This is a genomic window from Fictibacillus aquaticus (genome assembly GCF_002245695.1).
Taxonomy (GTDB): Bacteria; Bacillota; Bacilli; order Bacillales; family Fictibacillaceae; genus Fictibacillus; species Fictibacillus aquaticus.
Map to the genome: position 1 here is coordinate 1 of NZ_NOII01000010.1, position 14,229 is coordinate 14,229.

Sequence of the window (14,229 nt, forward strand, 5' to 3'; positions counted from 1 at the left end):
CCGCTGCGCGCCCTAAAGGGTCTCACCTGTCCCACTCGTCCCGCTGGATAAGTAAGGCTGCGCAGCAAGACATCGCACGAAGAAAATGTGAACTTCATTTTCGAGGAGTCGGCACCTTACACTCCAATCAACCTAATCAAGGATGCTTAAGAAAGAAGAAGAATTTGATATACCCTGATGAAAACAACATTTTTATGTAACAGAGAGTAGAAGTGATAACGATTCAGAAAGAAGCAATACGCTGAAGAAAGACAGTTTACCTTCAGCGAATCCCTCCTTATATTTTTTTGCAACAACAAATTACTCTAAAACAAATTATCTTTAAGAAAAGAGCCTTTTCTGTTTTTATGCTAAACTGAAAACAACATTTACATACGAGGTGATAAGGATGAAACATGATGAAAACTGCATTTTCTGTAAAATCATTGCAGGTCAGATCCCGTCTTACAAAGTATACGAAGATGACCATGTTCTCGCTTTTCTCGATATCAGCCAAGTAACAAAGGGGCACACTCTGCTCATACCGAAGGAGCATCATAGAGATATTTTTGAGCTGCCTGAACAGGCTGCTGCCTCTTTATTCTCTGCTGCGCCAAAAATCGCTAACGCGCTTAATGCCGCTTTTGAGCCAGTTGGGCTGAATATCTTGAACAATAATAAAGAAGCGGCAGGACAGACCGTGTTTCATTATCACATGCACTTCCTCCCGCGTTATGGAAAGGGAGACGGCTTCGGTGCAGTTTGGAAAACGACAGACACTCCAGCCGACGAGATGGCAAAAACCGCCTCTCTTATAGCTGAAAAGCTGTAGTGGGAATATTTTCATAAAACAGCACTGCACTGGCACACAGCACATATATTTGTTAAAATGAAACAAGCCTTTTCGCAGCAGGCCATGAGGGCACTGCTGGAAAGGAAACAATGCTTCACGTTAAGTGAGCAGAGATGAGGAGAGATGAGAAATGAATACAAAATCTTTAGCTTTTACTGGGGTGCTCCTTGCACTCGGATATGTACTGCATACGATTGTGCCTCCGTTCTTTATGGGGATGAAGCCTGATATGCTTCTTACGATGATGTTCCTTGCGATCATGATCAACCCTCAAAAAGGAAACGTTGTTATGGCCAGTCTAGGTGCAGGTATCATTTCAGCACTTACAACAGGCTTCCCAGGCGGACAGCTTGCAAATATTATAGAAAAACCACTGACAGCTTTTATCTTTTTCTTCTTGATTCTAGCTGTATCTAAACTAAAGCGCAGCGCACTCATTGCCACAATCCTTACCGCTGCTGGTACAATTGTGAGCGGAACGTTATTCTTAACGGCTGCTTTGGTCATTGTCGGTCTTCCTGGGCCGTTTACTGCTCTGATCCTAACGGTTGTACTGCCTGCTGCTGGGTTTAACGCAGCACTTATGGCCGTTCTTTATCCGGTCGCTTCTAAAATTACAAAACGTACGATGCCAACTGCTTCTATGCTTTAAAAACTTAAAAGAGACACTCCGCTTTTTTGCGGAGTGTCTCTTTTTCTATTACGGAGCCGGATGTATGTAGCTGTCTTCTTCTTTTCTTTCCCATTCCATAAAAGAGTCGATTTCTTGGCTCAGCGTTCGGAAGATGAAACCAAGTACTGCAGCATCATCTGCAAAGCCAAGGCCGATAAGAAAATCCGGAATGGCATCAACTGGGCTTACAAAATAAAGCAGACCTGCCACCATGATGAGCACGGATTTTTTGGAGATATCACGATATGTTCCCTGTCTGTAGCTCTTAACCAGTCTCACAAGTGCTTTCACCTGTGCACTCAGCTCTTGTATTATGCTGTCAGACTGTGATTTGCTGTCAGCAGTGTTAAGAAGCTCTGTTGTGTCATCCTTGCTTTGAAACACGCTGTCTGCTTTTTCCTTCATCTTATTAAAATAATTTCCGATCGTATGCCTTTGCAAGAAAATCCCCTCCTTTTCCCTTATCATATACCTTCCTTTCTTGTTTTTCTAACATAACCCTGCTGTAATCCCTCTTATTCTTCAGAAAAATAACTGAAATTTCTTAGTCATTTTTCGACGAAATTTTATTATCCGACAAAAAGATACATAGAGAAAATCACTAAAATAACACCTAGGAATCCAATTAAAAAGGCGCTGATTTTCTTTCTTTGAACACTTCTGTTTCGGAAGCTGTAACGGCTTACTGCTGTAAGGGACAAACCCATTCTAACTAGTAAAAAACAACCTGCTGCCAGCAGCAGTAAAGTCACGAACCACATCGCCATCCCCCCTGTACCATTGTATGCGGGCGCTTGTCCAAACATGCCGAATCTGCTCGGGAAATATTTAAGGTTTCGCCTTTTTTCTCTGTAGGAATGAAGCTGTATTGCCTAGAAATCCTATAGCAAGAAAAGAACAAGGAGGAATCATCATGTCTAAGAAAAAATCGGTAATCACTGGCTTTGCAATCGGAACGGTCGTCACAGCAGCCACAGCACTTCTTACCACTCCGAAAGCTGGTAAAGAAGTTCGTGAAGACTTAAAGAAAGGTATGGATAAAGTTAAAACATCCATCTCAAATGTAAAGAGAGAAGGTATTCTCTTGAAAGACCGCATTTCCTTTGCTAAAAAAGAGCAAAAAGAAGCGATGGAAGAAGTAGCAGCAGATACAGCCGAAGAGGAAATGATGGAAGATAAACAGTAATTTAAAGCAGGCTTGCCGGTCCGGCTTGCCTGCTTTTTTCATTTTTTTGATAAAACTATTCCTAAATGCACCAAAAGACTCACTAACCCAACTATTTTACTAAAAAAAATATAAAAAATTATAAAATTTAACTTTCTTATTATAGGAAATATTGGCATAATGAGGAATAGGTAATGGTATGATTTTTGATGGAGGGCAGTTTACTATGAACAAAGAACAGCTGTACAATTTTAAAGAAGCAATGATCTACAGTCATAAACTAGCTCAAATTAGCAAGGCATTATGGAAGAGTGTAGAAAAGGACTGGCAAAACTGGATTAAGGATTATGGCCTAAACATAAACGAGCACCATATTCTTTGGATTGCCTACCATTTAGAAGGAGCGTCAATTTCCGATATCGCCAAGTTTGGAGTCATGCACGTCTCTACTGCATTTAATTTCTCCAAAAAACTTGAGGAGCAGGGCTACCTGACTTTCTCTAAGAAGGAAGATGACAAGCGCAACACGTATATCTGCCTGACGCCAAAAGGAGAAGAACTGTTTCTTCAGACTTTAAGTACATATGACACTTCACAATTCAGCATCTATACAGCTTCCCAGCCGATTAAGGATCTGTATGGAAGGTTCCCTGAGTTCCCAGACCTTATGTTCATCATCCGCAACTTGTACGGTGAAGATTTCATGTCTATATTCAATAAACTCGAAGATAAATTCGAGGCAGAAATGAACGCTGCATCAGAAGATGAACCAGAGCTTGCCGGCACTCATTCATAAGTTAAAGAAAGCTCGTATAGCTTTTTCATAAGAGGCAGAAATAAATCCTGGTCCCGCAGAGCCATAATGGCTTGGCGGGGCTTTAATTTTGGCGTCAGCATTCCTGCAAACTCGATCAGCAGTGCTGTATAATGAACAAAACCTTCCTCCTGCATGACCTCATATTTCTTCGCAAGCCTGGTGCACAGTTCCTCTGTCTCCTGCATCTCTTCTTCTGTCAGCTTATTTTCCATGATTAGGGCATAAAATGGATAAGCGGAAAGATCGATGCTTTTTACCGTAAGTTCATTATAAAATTCAAGCCTCTCTACCCGTTCCTCTATTGTTTCCATCCAACATCCTGCTTTCCGGACAATCTTTGACTATATTATAATTCATTAGTGCCTGATTTGTAACAATGTCTTACGTTTTCTTTAGGCTGTTTTCGAAAACTTCTTTACTTTGAATGAAATCGAAGGAGCCGTTGATTTCCGTTTCAGGTGTACGCTTTCCGAGGGGTGAGAGGTGAGCCCTTCCGTCGCATGCGCCATTGGAAGGTCTCACCTTCCCACTCTTCCCGCCGGAGTCGGCACCTTACACTCCAAACAACTCAATACAGGAAGTAATACAAAAGTGAAAGCCCAGAAATCCTTACAAGCCACTAATTGTCGAAATCGCAAGTAGCCTTAAAAAATTGCAAACCATGTATAAAGCAACGATGGAAGGAAGCGTAAGAGAAATATGAATCGTTCACAGGAGATTGTCCCCTTACAAAGCGCAATTTTATAAGAAGTCATTTGAACTCATGATACCTTTGTCTAAAATTACCATGTTTTTTTAAAAAAACATATTGATTTCAATCTATAAAAGTCGTAAATTATGTTAGTGGTTTTTCCACGTAAATTTAAAGACATCAGGTGAATTATGAACTGTTATAAATCGATCAATATTCAAAAGACAATGGGCTCGCAGCGCCTTTTAATCCTATCCCTTTTTAGCGGACTTGCTTTTTTTATGCTTTTTTATGATCTCTTTCTTGCTTTTTTTCCAGAAACAATAATTATCGAAGCTGGCGGGTGGCCGTTCCTGCTTTCCATACTGTTCATCCTGCCTGTTCATAAAATTGGACACTGTTTGCCATTATGGCTCTCAGGTATTCCCGCAGGGCTTGTGTATAAAAGGACATCGGGAAGTGTGCCATACATCCACTGCCAATTTAAAACTGCTCTTTCATTAAAGATCATGAAGCTTTCTGTGCTGTCACCGTTCTTCTTGATCACATCTGGATGCTTTGCAAGCGCATATTCCTGGCCAGTGTTCATGCCGTTCTTTATCACATTTGCTGCGGTAAACTTTGCACTAAGCATCTATGACTTTATTTATTACAGCTGTCTTTTGAAAGCTCCGAAAGAAGCGCTTATAGAAGATCATGATATAAACGGCTTTTTCATTCTTATCAATGAAAAAGTTTCATAAACAAAAAGGAAGCGCTGCGTATGTGCGCTTCCTTTTTGTATTTAACTGAATACACCTTTATTCATAAACACCTAACCGTATGACATCCTTCTTCAAATCAAAGGTTTCAGCTTTAACTTTGTATGTTTTCTTAACGTCCATCTCCGTTAATTTCACATGCAGAGATTCTTCATTTGGATACACATCAATCCATTCTGGCAGATCAACCTGTGCCTGAAACAGCTGGAATACCTCTTTTCCTGGCAGCGGAAGAAGACCGACCTGAATCTCTTTCTCCTTTAAAAGAAGATCTCCATTTTTCAGAACCTCAGGCTCAAACGAAATTTGATACGGAAATTCCCTTTCCATAAAAGGCAGTTTTCCTTTTATTAAAATATCGTCTCTCATGTTCACATAAAGGTCCAAGTTAGGCTGTTTTTTCTTGATCTCTTTGTTCAATATTTCCTCGACCTTTTCCTTGTCTGTCTCCACGCTGAGCAGTTTTTCACCTGCCACAGTGTCATTTAGTCTCGAGTCATCCCATTTCCCTTTAGAGGGGTTTATAAATAACATTGAAACAAGTACGACCGGTACGATTAACGCGATCAGCAGCAACGTAAAAAAGGCTGCCTTCCATCCATTTCTCATCTTTTCATCTCCAAATTATTATTTTCTACTCTTATTCCTTAACATTTGATAAAGTTAAACATGGGACTTTTTTACTTTTGGGGGTATGTATGATGACAGGCAATATCTTTGTATTCGTGGCACCTGTCCTGCTATTCATTTTTAATTCACTCACTGACCGATTATGCGCTCAAAGAGAAATTCCAGCAGAAAAGCAGTTTCAGGTATTCCGCACCGTAAATATCCTGTTAACCATTCTGCTCATTTCTGTGTACATTGAAAACGTATTTGCCTGAATTTTTTCTACAAAACAAAAATAAAGCAAGGGGGAACTGTTTCTTCTCCCCCTTGCTGCTTCCAAACCATAATCTTCTCATTAGCAGACCCAACATGCACCGATGATAATGAGCAATATAAATAATACAACAACAAGCGCAAAGCTGTTTCCGTATGCTTTACCCATTTTCATACCTCCTTATTTAAAGCAGACACTGTTCTCTTACTTAGCAGCACCAAGCAGCGCCTACGATGATTAATAGAATAAACAACACAACAATCAGCGCAAAGCCCTTTCCATATCCGTAGCCCATGATGACACCTCCTCAATTATCTGTATCCTATCCTATGCAGCATGCTCCACAATCGCATAGGCGGCTGCCCTTTTTCCCGGTTTTTCTTTAAGAATTTAGATAATTAGTTACTATGCCAGGGGCAGATTCAGACTGTCTGAAGGGCTTAGCGCTAGGAATTTTCCCCTATCAGCAGCAGAGGAGGCCGCCAATAATGACCAATAGAATAAACAGCACCAAAATAATTGCAAATCCATGTCCGCTTCCATACCCATAACTCATAATAAACCCCTCCTTCATTTCTGTTATCATATAGAGCAGACACCCAATTGGTTTAGGCGAATGACCCGGTTTTTCATTATTTTTTTTATTAACCCTTTTCTTTGTGTAAATTTTCTCATATTTTCCTGCTTGAATAGGAATTACGGTCGTGTTTATGCTATAGTAAGAGTTGTTAAATTATTACTTCAAAATGTAGGAGTGTTACAGAATGAAAAAATGGTTATTATCTGTCGGCTTAACAGCTGGCCTATTGTCTTTATCTGCATGCAACTCCGGCGGATCTGAAAAAGTAGTCGAGTCCAAAGCCGGTGACATCACGCAGGACGAATTTTATCAGGAGCTTAAGGACCGCTACGGCAACCAAGTTTTGAAGGAAATGGTTGACCAGATGGTACTAGAAAAGGAATATAAGGTTTCCGATAAAGAAGTCGATAAAGAGATCGAAAAGATTAAGAAAGAATCAGGCGGCGAGGATGCATTCAAACAGCTTCTTGAGCAAAACGGCATTAAAGATGAAAAAGTTCTAAAAGAGCGTATCAAAGGCATGCTTGCAAGCGAAAAAGCAGCGACAAGCGGCGTGAAAGTTTCTGATGAAGAAGCAAAGAAAGTGTTCGAAGAGAAATATAAAACAGAAGTAAAAGCTAGCCACATTCTTGTTGACGATGAAAAAACAGCAAAAGAAGTAAAAGCTAAGCTTGATAAAGGCGGAGATTTTGCAAAGCTTGCAGAAGAGTATTCTAAAGACCCAGGCTCTAAAACTAAGGGCGGAGATCTTGGATTCTTCGGTAAAGGCGCAATGGTTCCTGCTTTTGATAAAGCAGCATTCTCTCTTGAAAAAGGGAAAATCTCTGAGCCTGTTAAATCCGACTATGGCTACCATATCATCAAGGTAGAAGATAAGCGTGAGAACAAGTTCGAAGATAAGAAAGATGAAATTGTGAAAGAACTTAAGCAGCAAAAAGCGAAGCCTATCCAGGAAATCGTGGACAAGCTCCGCAAGAAAGCTGATGTTAAGATCAAGGATAAAGATCTTAAAGACGCATTGAAAGCTCAAGAACAGCAGCCAATGCCTCAATAACTTTTATAGTAATGTCCCCGCTGACCATTGTGGCTAGCGGGGATTTTTTTAGGTACTTTTGTATACCTAGTTGCTTTTAGATTTCAGAGGAGGGGTTGCTCTCCGTTTCAGGTGCACGCTTTCCGCGGGGCGGGCGGTGAGCCCCTTTGCCGCTACGCGCCCTAAAGGGTCTCACCTGTCCCACTCGTCCCGCTGGAGTCGGCACCTTACACTCCGATCAACCTTATCAATGATGAATTCAAAGGTGATTAACCGAGTGTAATAAAAGATCAGCAGTAGCAATTGAAGTAAGAATGAAAATATTCCTCATGGATAAGGCATTGTTTGTTAAACTTTCACCCCTGAGCCATTTCACTCACCTATGTTGTAAAAACACGCCGTTTAATAGCCGCTTGCGCCAATCTTCTATCAACATTCACCTGTTCTCCTTCTTTTTTTAATACTGTACGCAAAAAAAGACAGAGCGCTCAGCTCTGTCTTTTCTAATCCTCGCAATTTAGTTCTCTATCTTCGCTCGTCTTTCTGCGATGCGCTCCATATATACTCTGCCTTCTTCTTCAATAAGCTTTAGTTCCTCTTCCCGGTCGACGTAAAAAGCGGTATAACTTCTGTATCCGCTCAGGATAATGCCGCCGAGAACGAAGTACATCCACCAAGGCGTCGCGTTGAACAGAGCAGCAACAGGCCCTGTGTATTCTTTTAACACAAACGCTGTAATTAAAATTACTCCAAAGAAAAGTGCCGCGTAACCTTTCATGTACCCTACCCCTTTCATAAGACAAGCTTTACATTATCCTATGATGGCAAAGCTTTGATTATGTCATGTCAGCACTTCAGTTTTGGCTAATTTTACAGTCTGTTCTTTTCGGTCAAACGCTTTGAACATAAAGTGGTACAGCACTGCGCTCATTAGTGCTAAGAAAACAAGTACGTAAAATGTGTTTTGGAAACCAATCCACATTGTCATCGGGATCGTAACCGGAGCAATACTGCGGCCGATCGTAAATCGCAGACCTGCTGCCGCAAAATATTGGCCTCTCATATGTTCAGGTGCCAGCTTGGAAATAAAACTCTCCTGAATCCCCACAACCATCAGCTCAGCAGCTGTGAAAATAACGATTCCAATGAATAGAAACCAGACAAGGTCTGTACTTCCAAATACAAACATACCTGCACCGTAAAGGACAGATGACATAACAAATACATTGCCTTCACGGTATTTAGACATCCATTTCGCCATAAAAACAGTGAAAAGCGCTACGAGCAAGCCATTGGAAGATACGAGGTAACCGAACAGCTTCTCGCCTGTCAGTGTAAGATCCCAGCTGCCAACAGATAAGAGTGTCTGCTCCGGTACCTTTTCAGTCGTATACACCGCGATAAGAAGATCCAGCTGCATGAACGTCTGAGCGACAAGTATTCCAGCCACGATAAAGAGCAGGAACAGCTTATCAGATGCGATAACACGGTAATCCTTCAACTGGTTCCATACCGCATCGCTCCATTTTCTTGGACTGCTGTCTTCTTGAACAGCTTCGGCAGTATCCCTGAGAGGAACCGTTTCCCTTATCATTTTGTCAAGAATAATCGTCAGAATAAAGCTGACGACAAGACAAGCTAGCAGCAAGCCGAAACGGTATTGAAAGAAAAAGATACTTCCCAATATCGGGCCAAAAACAACAGATATATTAATTGACGTATAGAATACGGCAAATACGCTGCTTCGATGCTTTTCAGGCACGACATCTGCAATCATTGCATGGCTGGCTGGCCAATACAGAGAACCGAAAACACCAAGCGCTGTGAACGCCAAAAAAGTGATGATCGGAGATGTAAACCACGGCGAGTTAGCCAGAACAAAAAATACAAAGGATACCGTCTGACCGGCTGCTGCAAACACCATCATTTTTTTTCTGCCATAACGGTCTGCACAGTAGCCTCCTACTAAGTTGGCAAATACACCAACAAGCTGCGAGGCGACTAGAAGCGCCCCTGCCATCCCCTTTCCTAGCTCATCTGCAAAATAGACGGCCATAAACGGGAAGTACATCCAAAATAGTACATTAAACGTGAATTCTCCTAAAAGCCGCACTTTAATATTGCGGTCCCAATCTTTCCATTTCATAATGCCACATCCAATCTGTTTTTTTCCAATAAGCATCTTCTCAGGGGAAACAGCAGCGGAAGGCACACAAAAAAACCTATAGCACCGCAAAGATATCCCTGCGCGGACTATAGGCTTTAGAAAAAGACTATCGTACGTCAGGAAATCAGCTGTTCAAGAGAAGATGGATCAAACAAACATAAATAGACCTCAACCATAATATGGTTAAGAATTATTTAGTCTGATTGCGCACCTTTCCTTGAACAATGATTTCCATGATAACAGCCTCCTGTAAATTCAAAATCTATTTCCAATTTAACACTAATTCCCATAAAATGCAATTACTTTCCTACAGGTTCCTTCTGAAATGACGGTTTATACATCGAACGGTTTTCTAGCGCAAACACTTTTTCTGTAAACTCGCCTGGCTCTGTCTTATTTAACACGCGGTCCATCATATTCATCCTTGCATCAAAATTGTCAATCATATGAAGAATTTCAGCCTCGCGGATCATCGGCGCTTTCGGGCTGCCCCACTCGGGCTTGCTATGGTGGCTTAGTACTAGATGCTGAAGCACAGTAACTTCTTCACCGTCGATTTCGAGTTCTCTGGCTGCCTGTCCGATTTCGTTAACCATGATGGAAATATGGCCTAAAAGCTTGCCTTCGAGTGTGTAGCTTGCCGCAACCGGCCCTGAAAGCTCAATGACTTTTCCAAGATCGTGCAGGATGATGCCTGAATAAAGCAGGTCAGTATCCAGCGAAGGATAAAGCTTGGATAAAGCCTTTGCGAGGTCAAGCATCGAGACGACATGGTATGCGAGACCCGACACGAACTCATGATGATTCTTAACCGCAGCGGGATACTCAAAGAACGCAGTCTGATGCTTTTTCAATAGATGGCGTGTGAGGCGCTGAATATTTGGGTTCTTCATTTCAAAAATGTACTTGGTCACTGCTTCACCCATTGTCTCTTGTGACAACGGAGCCGTTTCAAGAAAATCGCTCATCTTAACTCCGTCAAGCTCTGTTGCTGGGCGAATAGCTTTGAGCTTCATCTGTGACTTTCCGCGATAGCTTCCCATCTCACCGCCGATGCGGACGATCGATTGAGGTATGTAGATTTCTTCATCCTCAGGTGAACAGTCCCAAAGCTTTGCCTCCACGTCACCGGTCTGATCCTGAAGATGAATGGTCATAAAAGGTTTTCCATTGCTGGCAACGCCCTTAACGGCAGATTTAATCAGGAAAAATCCGTCTACCGCTTCTCCGACTTTATAAAATGCAATACCTTTTTTCATCGCTCCGCCTCCGATAATTCAATCTTTATATAAAGTATATCACAGCCAGCGAACAGGCTACGAATGAATACTCCCCGCCATTTCTTCCTCTTTTTTCCGCGAACCCCACACTTTCATCGCGAGAAGAGTGATGATCATCAGTATTGCTCCGAACCAATACGGCCATTCCATATGAAGCTCAAACAGAGCACCTGCGACAATCGGTCCGATCGCGTTGCCAAGACTGAAAAACGAGTTGTTCAATCCCATGATCATCCCTTGCTCTGTGCCCGCCATCTTGGATATAAGAGAATTGACTGCCGGCCTGACTATTGAGTTGCCGAGGAAGAACAAGCTGACCGTCAGCAGTACGGTGAGATAGCTTCCTGCAAATGTCATGAGCACAAAGCCGCCGGCACTGACAAGAAGGGCTCCTGTCACCACTTTGCTGTCTCCAAACGTTCGAGTCAGACGGCCAACGAGCGTCCCCTGCGCTATCGCACCAATAATACCAGTCGCCGCAACGAGGATTCCAACCTCACTCGGACCATAACCAAACTTTTTAAGCATATAAAAGCCGAAAATAGCCTGAAAGTTTGTGAGTGCAAAGCTGATGACAAACACAAGAATAAGCAGAAAACCGAGCGGTCCTTTCAGGGCCGATACCATGTTTGACAGCATGCTCGTTTTCTTTTTGTTCTTTGCCTTTGCTTTTTCTTCTTCACTTAAGGATTCGGAAAGCAGAAACAGTGACACAAGCCCTCCAACTATTGCAGCGAAACCTGCTGCAAAGAACGGATAGCTCAGATTATATTCTGCAAGCCATCCGCCAATTCCAGGTCCGATGACGATTCCAAGTGCCATCGCTGCACCAATCATCCCCATTCCTTTCCCGCGGTCTTCTTCCGTAGTTACATCTGCAACATAGGCCATGGCAGTCGGCATCAGTGCAGATCCAAAAATTCCTGCTATCGCACGTGACAGGAATAGCATCCATAAGTCCGTTGCAAAAGCAAAAATGAATTCTCCTGCCGCAAAACCGAACATACCAAGTGCAACGAGCGGTTTGCGTCCGTACTTGTCTGAAAGACGCCCCCATACAGGAGCGAACAGGAATTGCATAAAAGCAAATATAGCGATTAAGAGCCCAAGCTCCCTGCCAGAAGCCTGAAATTCTTCGATGTAATACGGCAGGATTGGAATGACCAGTCCGATTCCTACCATGATAATAAACAGATTAAACATTAGCACTGCGAGAGGCGCTTTGCGCGGATTTCTATTAGCAGCCATTATTTAATTTCCTCTCTGTCAGACTGTACGAAAGGAACGGTAATACGGAAAACAACACCGTGTTCTGTATTTAGTGCATCAGCCGTTCCGCCGTGCAATTCTGCAATTCTTTTTACTATAGCAAGCCCGAGCCCGAACTGGCCTTTGCTTCCCTTCCTAAACGGCTGAAAAAGCTCCTCTGTCTGAACAGATGTAAGTTTCTCGCCGTCATTAAACACTTGAGCGGTCAGCACTCCGCTGCTGATTTCGGCTTTTATAAGGATTGAGGCGCGTGCATAGCGGATCGCGTTCTGCACAAGGTTTTCGAGCAGAATGGTCCACTGCTCTCTGTCTCCCATAAAATGTACGTCCTCACCTTCAGCATGAAAAGAAATATCTTCACGCAAGTATTGAAAACGTTCAATGATTTCTTCGCATAAATCGCCAAACCTTAAATCCTCTTTTTCTAATGCATCGAACTTTACTGCATCCAGCTTTGTATAATAAAGCATATTTTGCACTCTTTTTTCCATCCGCTTCGTCTCGCCTAAAATAACATCCATCATCCCTTCAACATTTGTCTTCGGGAGGATGCCGTCCTTAACAGACTGAGCGTAGCTTTTGATCGTCATGAGCGGTGTCTTCAGTTCGTGAGATGCATGCTGGATGAACGTTTTTTGTGCAGCATCATGGCGGAGAAGGTTCTGTCTCATTTTTTCAAATTGAAGAGACAGGACTTTAAATTCATCTTCGCTCTTCCAATAAAACTGTTCCTGCCAGTTGCGCTGTGCGATCTGTTCGAACCGTCTTCCTAAAATTTTAAGAGGAGAACGCAAGTACCTTGCCAGCCAGATTGCTGGTATGACAGCTAGCAGTCCTGTGAGCAGGAGAATAATAACTAGGCGCTGCCAGAGGCGGTTAACCATGTGGTCACGGTACGTATCCCACATATACGAGATATAGTAGACGTTCTCACCCGAATCGCCTCTGTCACTCTTTGAAATCACATAGAACAGAACAGCTCCGCGGTATGTAAGTTCATAGTGGCCGCGATCTTTTTTCTGCTTATACGCTTTTTTCCCCATCTCTGCCAAGACGTTTTCTGGTACAAGGTCTCCTTTTCTCTCGTAATACTGGTTGATGAGCATAATGTGTCCGACAGAACGAGAGGCATTGCGCCTCTCGATAAAATCAATCGATTTATCAAGGTTCCGCTCAGCCGCTTGCGGATCGCTGAGGCGTTCTTGTTCGGCTTCTATTATGCGGTACGTCTCGTCTGTCATTGTGTCCTTGATGGACAATGGATAGAGGACTGCTGTCAGCACACCGACCGTCATTAGTAAAAGAGCGAATGACAGCCAGATTCGCTGTGTCAAGGTAAGCGAAATCATGTCGGGACGATCCTGTATCCCGCTCCATACACTGTCTCAAGGTTTACTCGCGGTAATTTTTTTCTGATCCTTCTTATCACATCATCGACCGCACGCTCTGAGCCAAAATAATCCTCTCCCCAAACCGAGTGAAGGATCTCATCTCTCGTTCGGGCTTGTCCTTTATTTTCTATCAAGTACAGCAGTACATCCATCTCTTTAGATGTCAGGCTGATAGGCTCGTTGTCTCTCGTAATCTTTCTTGCCGCAAGATCGATTGTATAGCCCGTCACCTCAATCGTTTTTGGCATAACACCGCCTTGTTCATACACTCTTGACAGAAGCTTTCTCGCTCTTATAACCAGCTCACGAGGGAGAAATGGTTTTGCTAGGTAATCGTCTCCGCCAAGCTCCAGTCCGACAATGCGGTCAAGATCCTGATCGCGCGCCGATATGAAGATGACAGGGACATCCCCCTTCTTTTTTATCTCCTTAATGAGTTCATAACCGTCCATCCCCGGAAGCATTATGTCCAGCACCCATAAATGCGGGGACTTTGTTTCAGATAAGAGCGCATCTTCGCCATTATGATAGAGACAGACCTCCCAGCCTTCCCTTTCCATGTATGCCTGGAGAACGTGCCCTAAGTCTATTTCATCCTCTACTAAAACAATCCTGTATGGCTGCAACCTACATCGCCTCCTTACTAGCTGTATGCAATGACAGCCTTAAATTAGGCTCGTCAAACGT

21 protein-coding genes are annotated in these 14,229 nt (G+C 42.8%); 8 read left to right on the forward strand and 13 right to left on the reverse strand.

The window, feature by feature from the left end:
* From CGZ90_RS20975 to CGZ90_RS14830, 3 genes are all read left to right on the forward strand, one after another.
* The coding region (locus tag CGZ90_RS20975; RefSeq protein ID WP_205727412.1) for a hypothetical protein at positions 1-200 on the forward strand (200 nt) is incomplete at its 5' end.
* 188 nt (positions 201-388) lie between these two features.
* Positions 389-811 carry an HIT family protein gene (locus tag CGZ90_RS14825; RefSeq protein WP_094253312.1) on the forward strand — a complete coding sequence of 141 codons (423 nt, stop codon included), beginning with the start codon at positions 389-391 and terminating at the stop codon, positions 809-811.
* 151 nt (positions 812-962) lie between these two features.
* Entirely contained in the window at positions 963-1,484 is a 522-nt protein-coding gene (locus CGZ90_RS14830) for a tryptophan transporter (RefSeq protein WP_094253313.1), read from the forward strand.
* Between the two features lie 48 nt (positions 1,485-1,532).
* Here the strand turns inward: CGZ90_RS14830 and CGZ90_RS14835 are convergent, their stop codons facing one another.
* Complete coding sequence (locus CGZ90_RS14835) at positions 1,533-1,946, reverse strand: YkvA family protein (protein WP_165766872.1); 414 nt, start codon at positions 1,944-1,946, stop codon at positions 1,533-1,535.
* Positions 1,947-2,074: 128 nt separating this feature from the next.
* A complete protein-coding gene (locus tag CGZ90_RS14840) occupies positions 2,075-2,266 on the reverse strand; it encodes a hypothetical protein (RefSeq protein WP_094253315.1) in 192 nt (63 codons plus the stop codon).
* A gap of 152 nt (positions 2,267-2,418) precedes the next feature.
* Here CGZ90_RS14840 and CGZ90_RS14845 point away from each other — a divergent pair, with 152 nt between their 5' ends.
* Together CGZ90_RS14845 and CGZ90_RS14850 are read left to right on the forward strand one after the other, a co-directional pair.
* Positions 2,419-2,691, forward strand: a complete 273-nt coding sequence (locus CGZ90_RS14845) for a YtxH domain-containing protein (RefSeq protein WP_094253316.1) — start codon at positions 2,419-2,421, stop codon at positions 2,689-2,691.
* Positions 2,692-2,896: 205 nt separating this feature from the next.
* Positions 2,897-3,466, forward strand: coding sequence for an HTH-type transcriptional regulator Hpr (locus tag CGZ90_RS14850; protein WP_094253317.1), 570 nt, complete (start codon positions 2,897-2,899; stop codon positions 3,464-3,466).
* On the opposite strand, the gene CGZ90_RS14855 is transcribed toward CGZ90_RS14850, so the two are convergent.
* Positions 3,457-3,798, reverse strand: a complete 342-nt coding sequence (locus CGZ90_RS14855; protein WP_094253318.1) for a DUF1878 family protein — start codon at positions 3,796-3,798, stop codon at positions 3,457-3,459. The two genes, CGZ90_RS14850 and CGZ90_RS14855, sit on opposite strands and share 10 nt — an antisense overlap.
* A 571-nt stretch (positions 3,799-4,369) precedes the next feature.
* Here CGZ90_RS14855 and CGZ90_RS14860 point away from each other — a divergent pair.
* The gene (locus CGZ90_RS14860; protein ID WP_094253319.1) at positions 4,370-4,921 is read left to right on the forward strand and encodes a metalloprotease family protein; all 552 of its coding nucleotides are present in this window, start codon (positions 4,370-4,372) and stop codon (positions 4,919-4,921) included.
* A gap of 57 nt (positions 4,922-4,978) precedes the next feature.
* Here the strand turns inward: CGZ90_RS14860 and CGZ90_RS14865 are convergent, their stop codons facing one another.
* A complete protein-coding gene (locus CGZ90_RS14865; protein WP_094253320.1) occupies positions 4,979-5,548 on the reverse strand; it encodes a YpmS family protein in 570 nt (189 codons plus the stop codon).
* An 89-nt stretch (positions 5,549-5,637) separates the two neighbouring features.
* Between CGZ90_RS14865 and CGZ90_RS14870 the strand changes: the two genes are divergently transcribed.
* Positions 5,638-5,823 carry a hypothetical protein gene (locus CGZ90_RS14870; protein ID WP_240515448.1) on the forward strand — a complete coding sequence of 62 codons (186 nt, stop codon included), beginning with the start codon at positions 5,638-5,640 and terminating at the stop codon, positions 5,821-5,823.
* An 80-nt stretch (positions 5,824-5,903) separates the two neighbouring features.
* Here the strand turns inward: CGZ90_RS14870 and CGZ90_RS14875 are convergent, their stop codons facing one another.
* From CGZ90_RS14875 to CGZ90_RS14885, 3 genes are all read right to left on the reverse strand, one after another.
* Positions 5,904-5,996 (reverse strand): YjcZ family sporulation protein, encoded by a 93-nt coding sequence (locus tag CGZ90_RS14875; protein WP_094253322.1) that lies wholly within the window; start codon positions 5,994-5,996, stop codon positions 5,904-5,906.
* 34 nt (positions 5,997-6,030) lie between these two features.
* Positions 6,031-6,117: a YjcZ family sporulation protein gene (locus CGZ90_RS14880; RefSeq protein ID WP_094253323.1), complete on the reverse strand. Its 87-nt coding sequence runs from the start codon at positions 6,115-6,117 to the stop codon at positions 6,031-6,033.
* A 168-nt stretch (positions 6,118-6,285) separates the two neighbouring features.
* Complete coding sequence (locus CGZ90_RS14885) at positions 6,286-6,378, reverse strand: YjcZ family sporulation protein (RefSeq protein WP_133063602.1); 93 nt, start codon at positions 6,376-6,378, stop codon at positions 6,286-6,288.
* Between the two features lie 208 nt (positions 6,379-6,586).
* Here CGZ90_RS14885 and CGZ90_RS14890 point away from each other — a divergent pair, with 208 nt between their 5' ends.
* The gene (locus tag CGZ90_RS14890; protein ID WP_094253325.1) at positions 6,587-7,456 is read left to right on the forward strand and encodes a peptidylprolyl isomerase; all 870 of its coding nucleotides are present in this window, start codon (positions 6,587-6,589) and stop codon (positions 7,454-7,456) included.
* A 496-nt stretch (positions 7,457-7,952) separates the two neighbouring features.
* Here the strand turns inward: CGZ90_RS14890 and CGZ90_RS14895 are convergent, their stop codons facing one another.
* From CGZ90_RS14895 to CGZ90_RS14920, 6 genes are all read right to left on the reverse strand, one after another.
* Positions 7,953-8,213, reverse strand: coding sequence for a sporulation YhaL family protein (locus CGZ90_RS14895; protein WP_240515449.1), 261 nt, complete (start codon positions 8,211-8,213; stop codon positions 7,953-7,955).
* A gap of 63 nt (positions 8,214-8,276) precedes the next feature.
* The gene (locus CGZ90_RS14900) at positions 8,277-9,581 is read right to left on the reverse strand and encodes an MDR family MFS transporter (RefSeq protein WP_094253431.1); all 1,305 of its coding nucleotides are present in this window, start codon (positions 9,579-9,581) and stop codon (positions 8,277-8,279) included.
* Between the two features lie 320 nt (positions 9,582-9,901).
* Positions 9,902-10,861, reverse strand: a complete 960-nt coding sequence (gene yhaM, locus CGZ90_RS14905) for a 3'-5' exoribonuclease YhaM (protein ID WP_094253327.1) — start codon at positions 10,859-10,861, stop codon at positions 9,902-9,904.
* A gap of 57 nt (positions 10,862-10,918) precedes the next feature.
* On the reverse strand, positions 10,919-12,130 hold the full coding sequence (locus tag CGZ90_RS14910) for an MFS transporter (RefSeq protein WP_094253328.1): 1,212 nt from the start codon (positions 12,128-12,130) through the stop codon (positions 10,919-10,921).
* A complete protein-coding gene (locus CGZ90_RS14915) occupies positions 12,130-13,500 on the reverse strand; it encodes a sensor histidine kinase (protein ID WP_094253329.1) in 1,371 nt (456 codons plus the stop codon). The genes CGZ90_RS14910 and CGZ90_RS14915 overlap by 1 nt, the downstream gene beginning before the upstream one ends.
* Complete coding sequence (locus CGZ90_RS14920; RefSeq protein ID WP_094253330.1) at positions 13,497-14,168, reverse strand: response regulator transcription factor; 672 nt, start codon at positions 14,166-14,168, stop codon at positions 13,497-13,499. The genes CGZ90_RS14915 and CGZ90_RS14920 overlap by 4 nt, the downstream gene beginning before the upstream one ends.
* Positions 14,169-14,229 lie beyond the last annotated feature (61 nt).

Coding starts and splice junctions, on each gene's coding strand:
- CGZ90_RS14825 (WP_094253312.1), top strand. CDS start 389: ATGAAACATGATGAAAACTGCATTTTCTGTAAAATCATTGCAGGTCAG.
- CGZ90_RS14830 (WP_094253313.1), top strand. CDS start 963: ATGAATACAAAATCTTTAGCTTTTACTGGGGTGCTCCTTGCACTCGGA.
- CGZ90_RS14840 (WP_094253315.1), bottom strand. CDS start 2,266: ATGTGGTTCGTGACTTTACTGCTGCTGGCAGCAGGTTGTTTTTTACTA.
- CGZ90_RS14845 (WP_094253316.1), top strand. CDS start 2,419: ATGTCTAAGAAAAAATCGGTAATCACTGGCTTTGCAATCGGAACGGTC.
- CGZ90_RS14850 (WP_094253317.1), top strand. CDS start 2,897: ATGAACAAAGAACAGCTGTACAATTTTAAAGAAGCAATGATCTACAGT.
- CGZ90_RS14855 (WP_094253318.1), bottom strand. CDS start 3,798: ATGGAAACAATAGAGGAACGGGTAGAGAGGCTTGAATTTTATAATGAA.
- CGZ90_RS14860 (WP_094253319.1), top strand. CDS start 4,370: ATGAACTGTTATAAATCGATCAATATTCAAAAGACAATGGGCTCGCAG.
- CGZ90_RS14865 (WP_094253320.1), bottom strand. CDS start 5,548: ATGAGAAATGGATGGAAGGCAGCCTTTTTTACGTTGCTGCTGATCGCG.
- CGZ90_RS14870 (WP_240515448.1), top strand. CDS start 5,638: ATGATGACAGGCAATATCTTTGTATTCGTGGCACCTGTCCTGCTATTC.
- CGZ90_RS14875 (WP_094253322.1), bottom strand. CDS start 5,996: ATGAAAATGGGTAAAGCATACGGAAACAGCTTTGCGCTTGTTGTTGTA.
- CGZ90_RS14880 (WP_094253323.1), bottom strand. CDS start 6,117: ATGGGCTACGGATATGGAAAGGGCTTTGCGCTGATTGTTGTGTTGTTT.
- CGZ90_RS14885 (WP_133063602.1), bottom strand. CDS start 6,378: ATGAGTTATGGGTATGGAAGCGGACATGGATTTGCAATTATTTTGGTG.
- CGZ90_RS14890 (WP_094253325.1), top strand. CDS start 6,587: ATGAAAAAATGGTTATTATCTGTCGGCTTAACAGCTGGCCTATTGTCT.
- CGZ90_RS14895 (WP_240515449.1), bottom strand. CDS start 8,213: ATGAAAGGTTACGCGGCACTTTTCTTTGGAGTAATTTTAATTACAGCG.
- CGZ90_RS14900 (WP_094253431.1), bottom strand. CDS start 9,581: ATGAAATGGAAAGATTGGGACCGCAATATTAAAGTGCGGCTTTTAGGA.
- yhaM (WP_094253327.1), bottom strand. CDS start 10,861: ATGAAAAAAGGTATTGCATTTTATAAAGTCGGAGAAGCGGTAGACGGA.
- CGZ90_RS14910 (WP_094253328.1), bottom strand. CDS start 12,130: ATGGCTGCTAATAGAAATCCGCGCAAAGCGCCTCTCGCAGTGCTAATG.
- CGZ90_RS14915 (WP_094253329.1), bottom strand. CDS start 13,500: ATGATTTCGCTTACCTTGACACAGCGAATCTGGCTGTCATTCGCTCTT.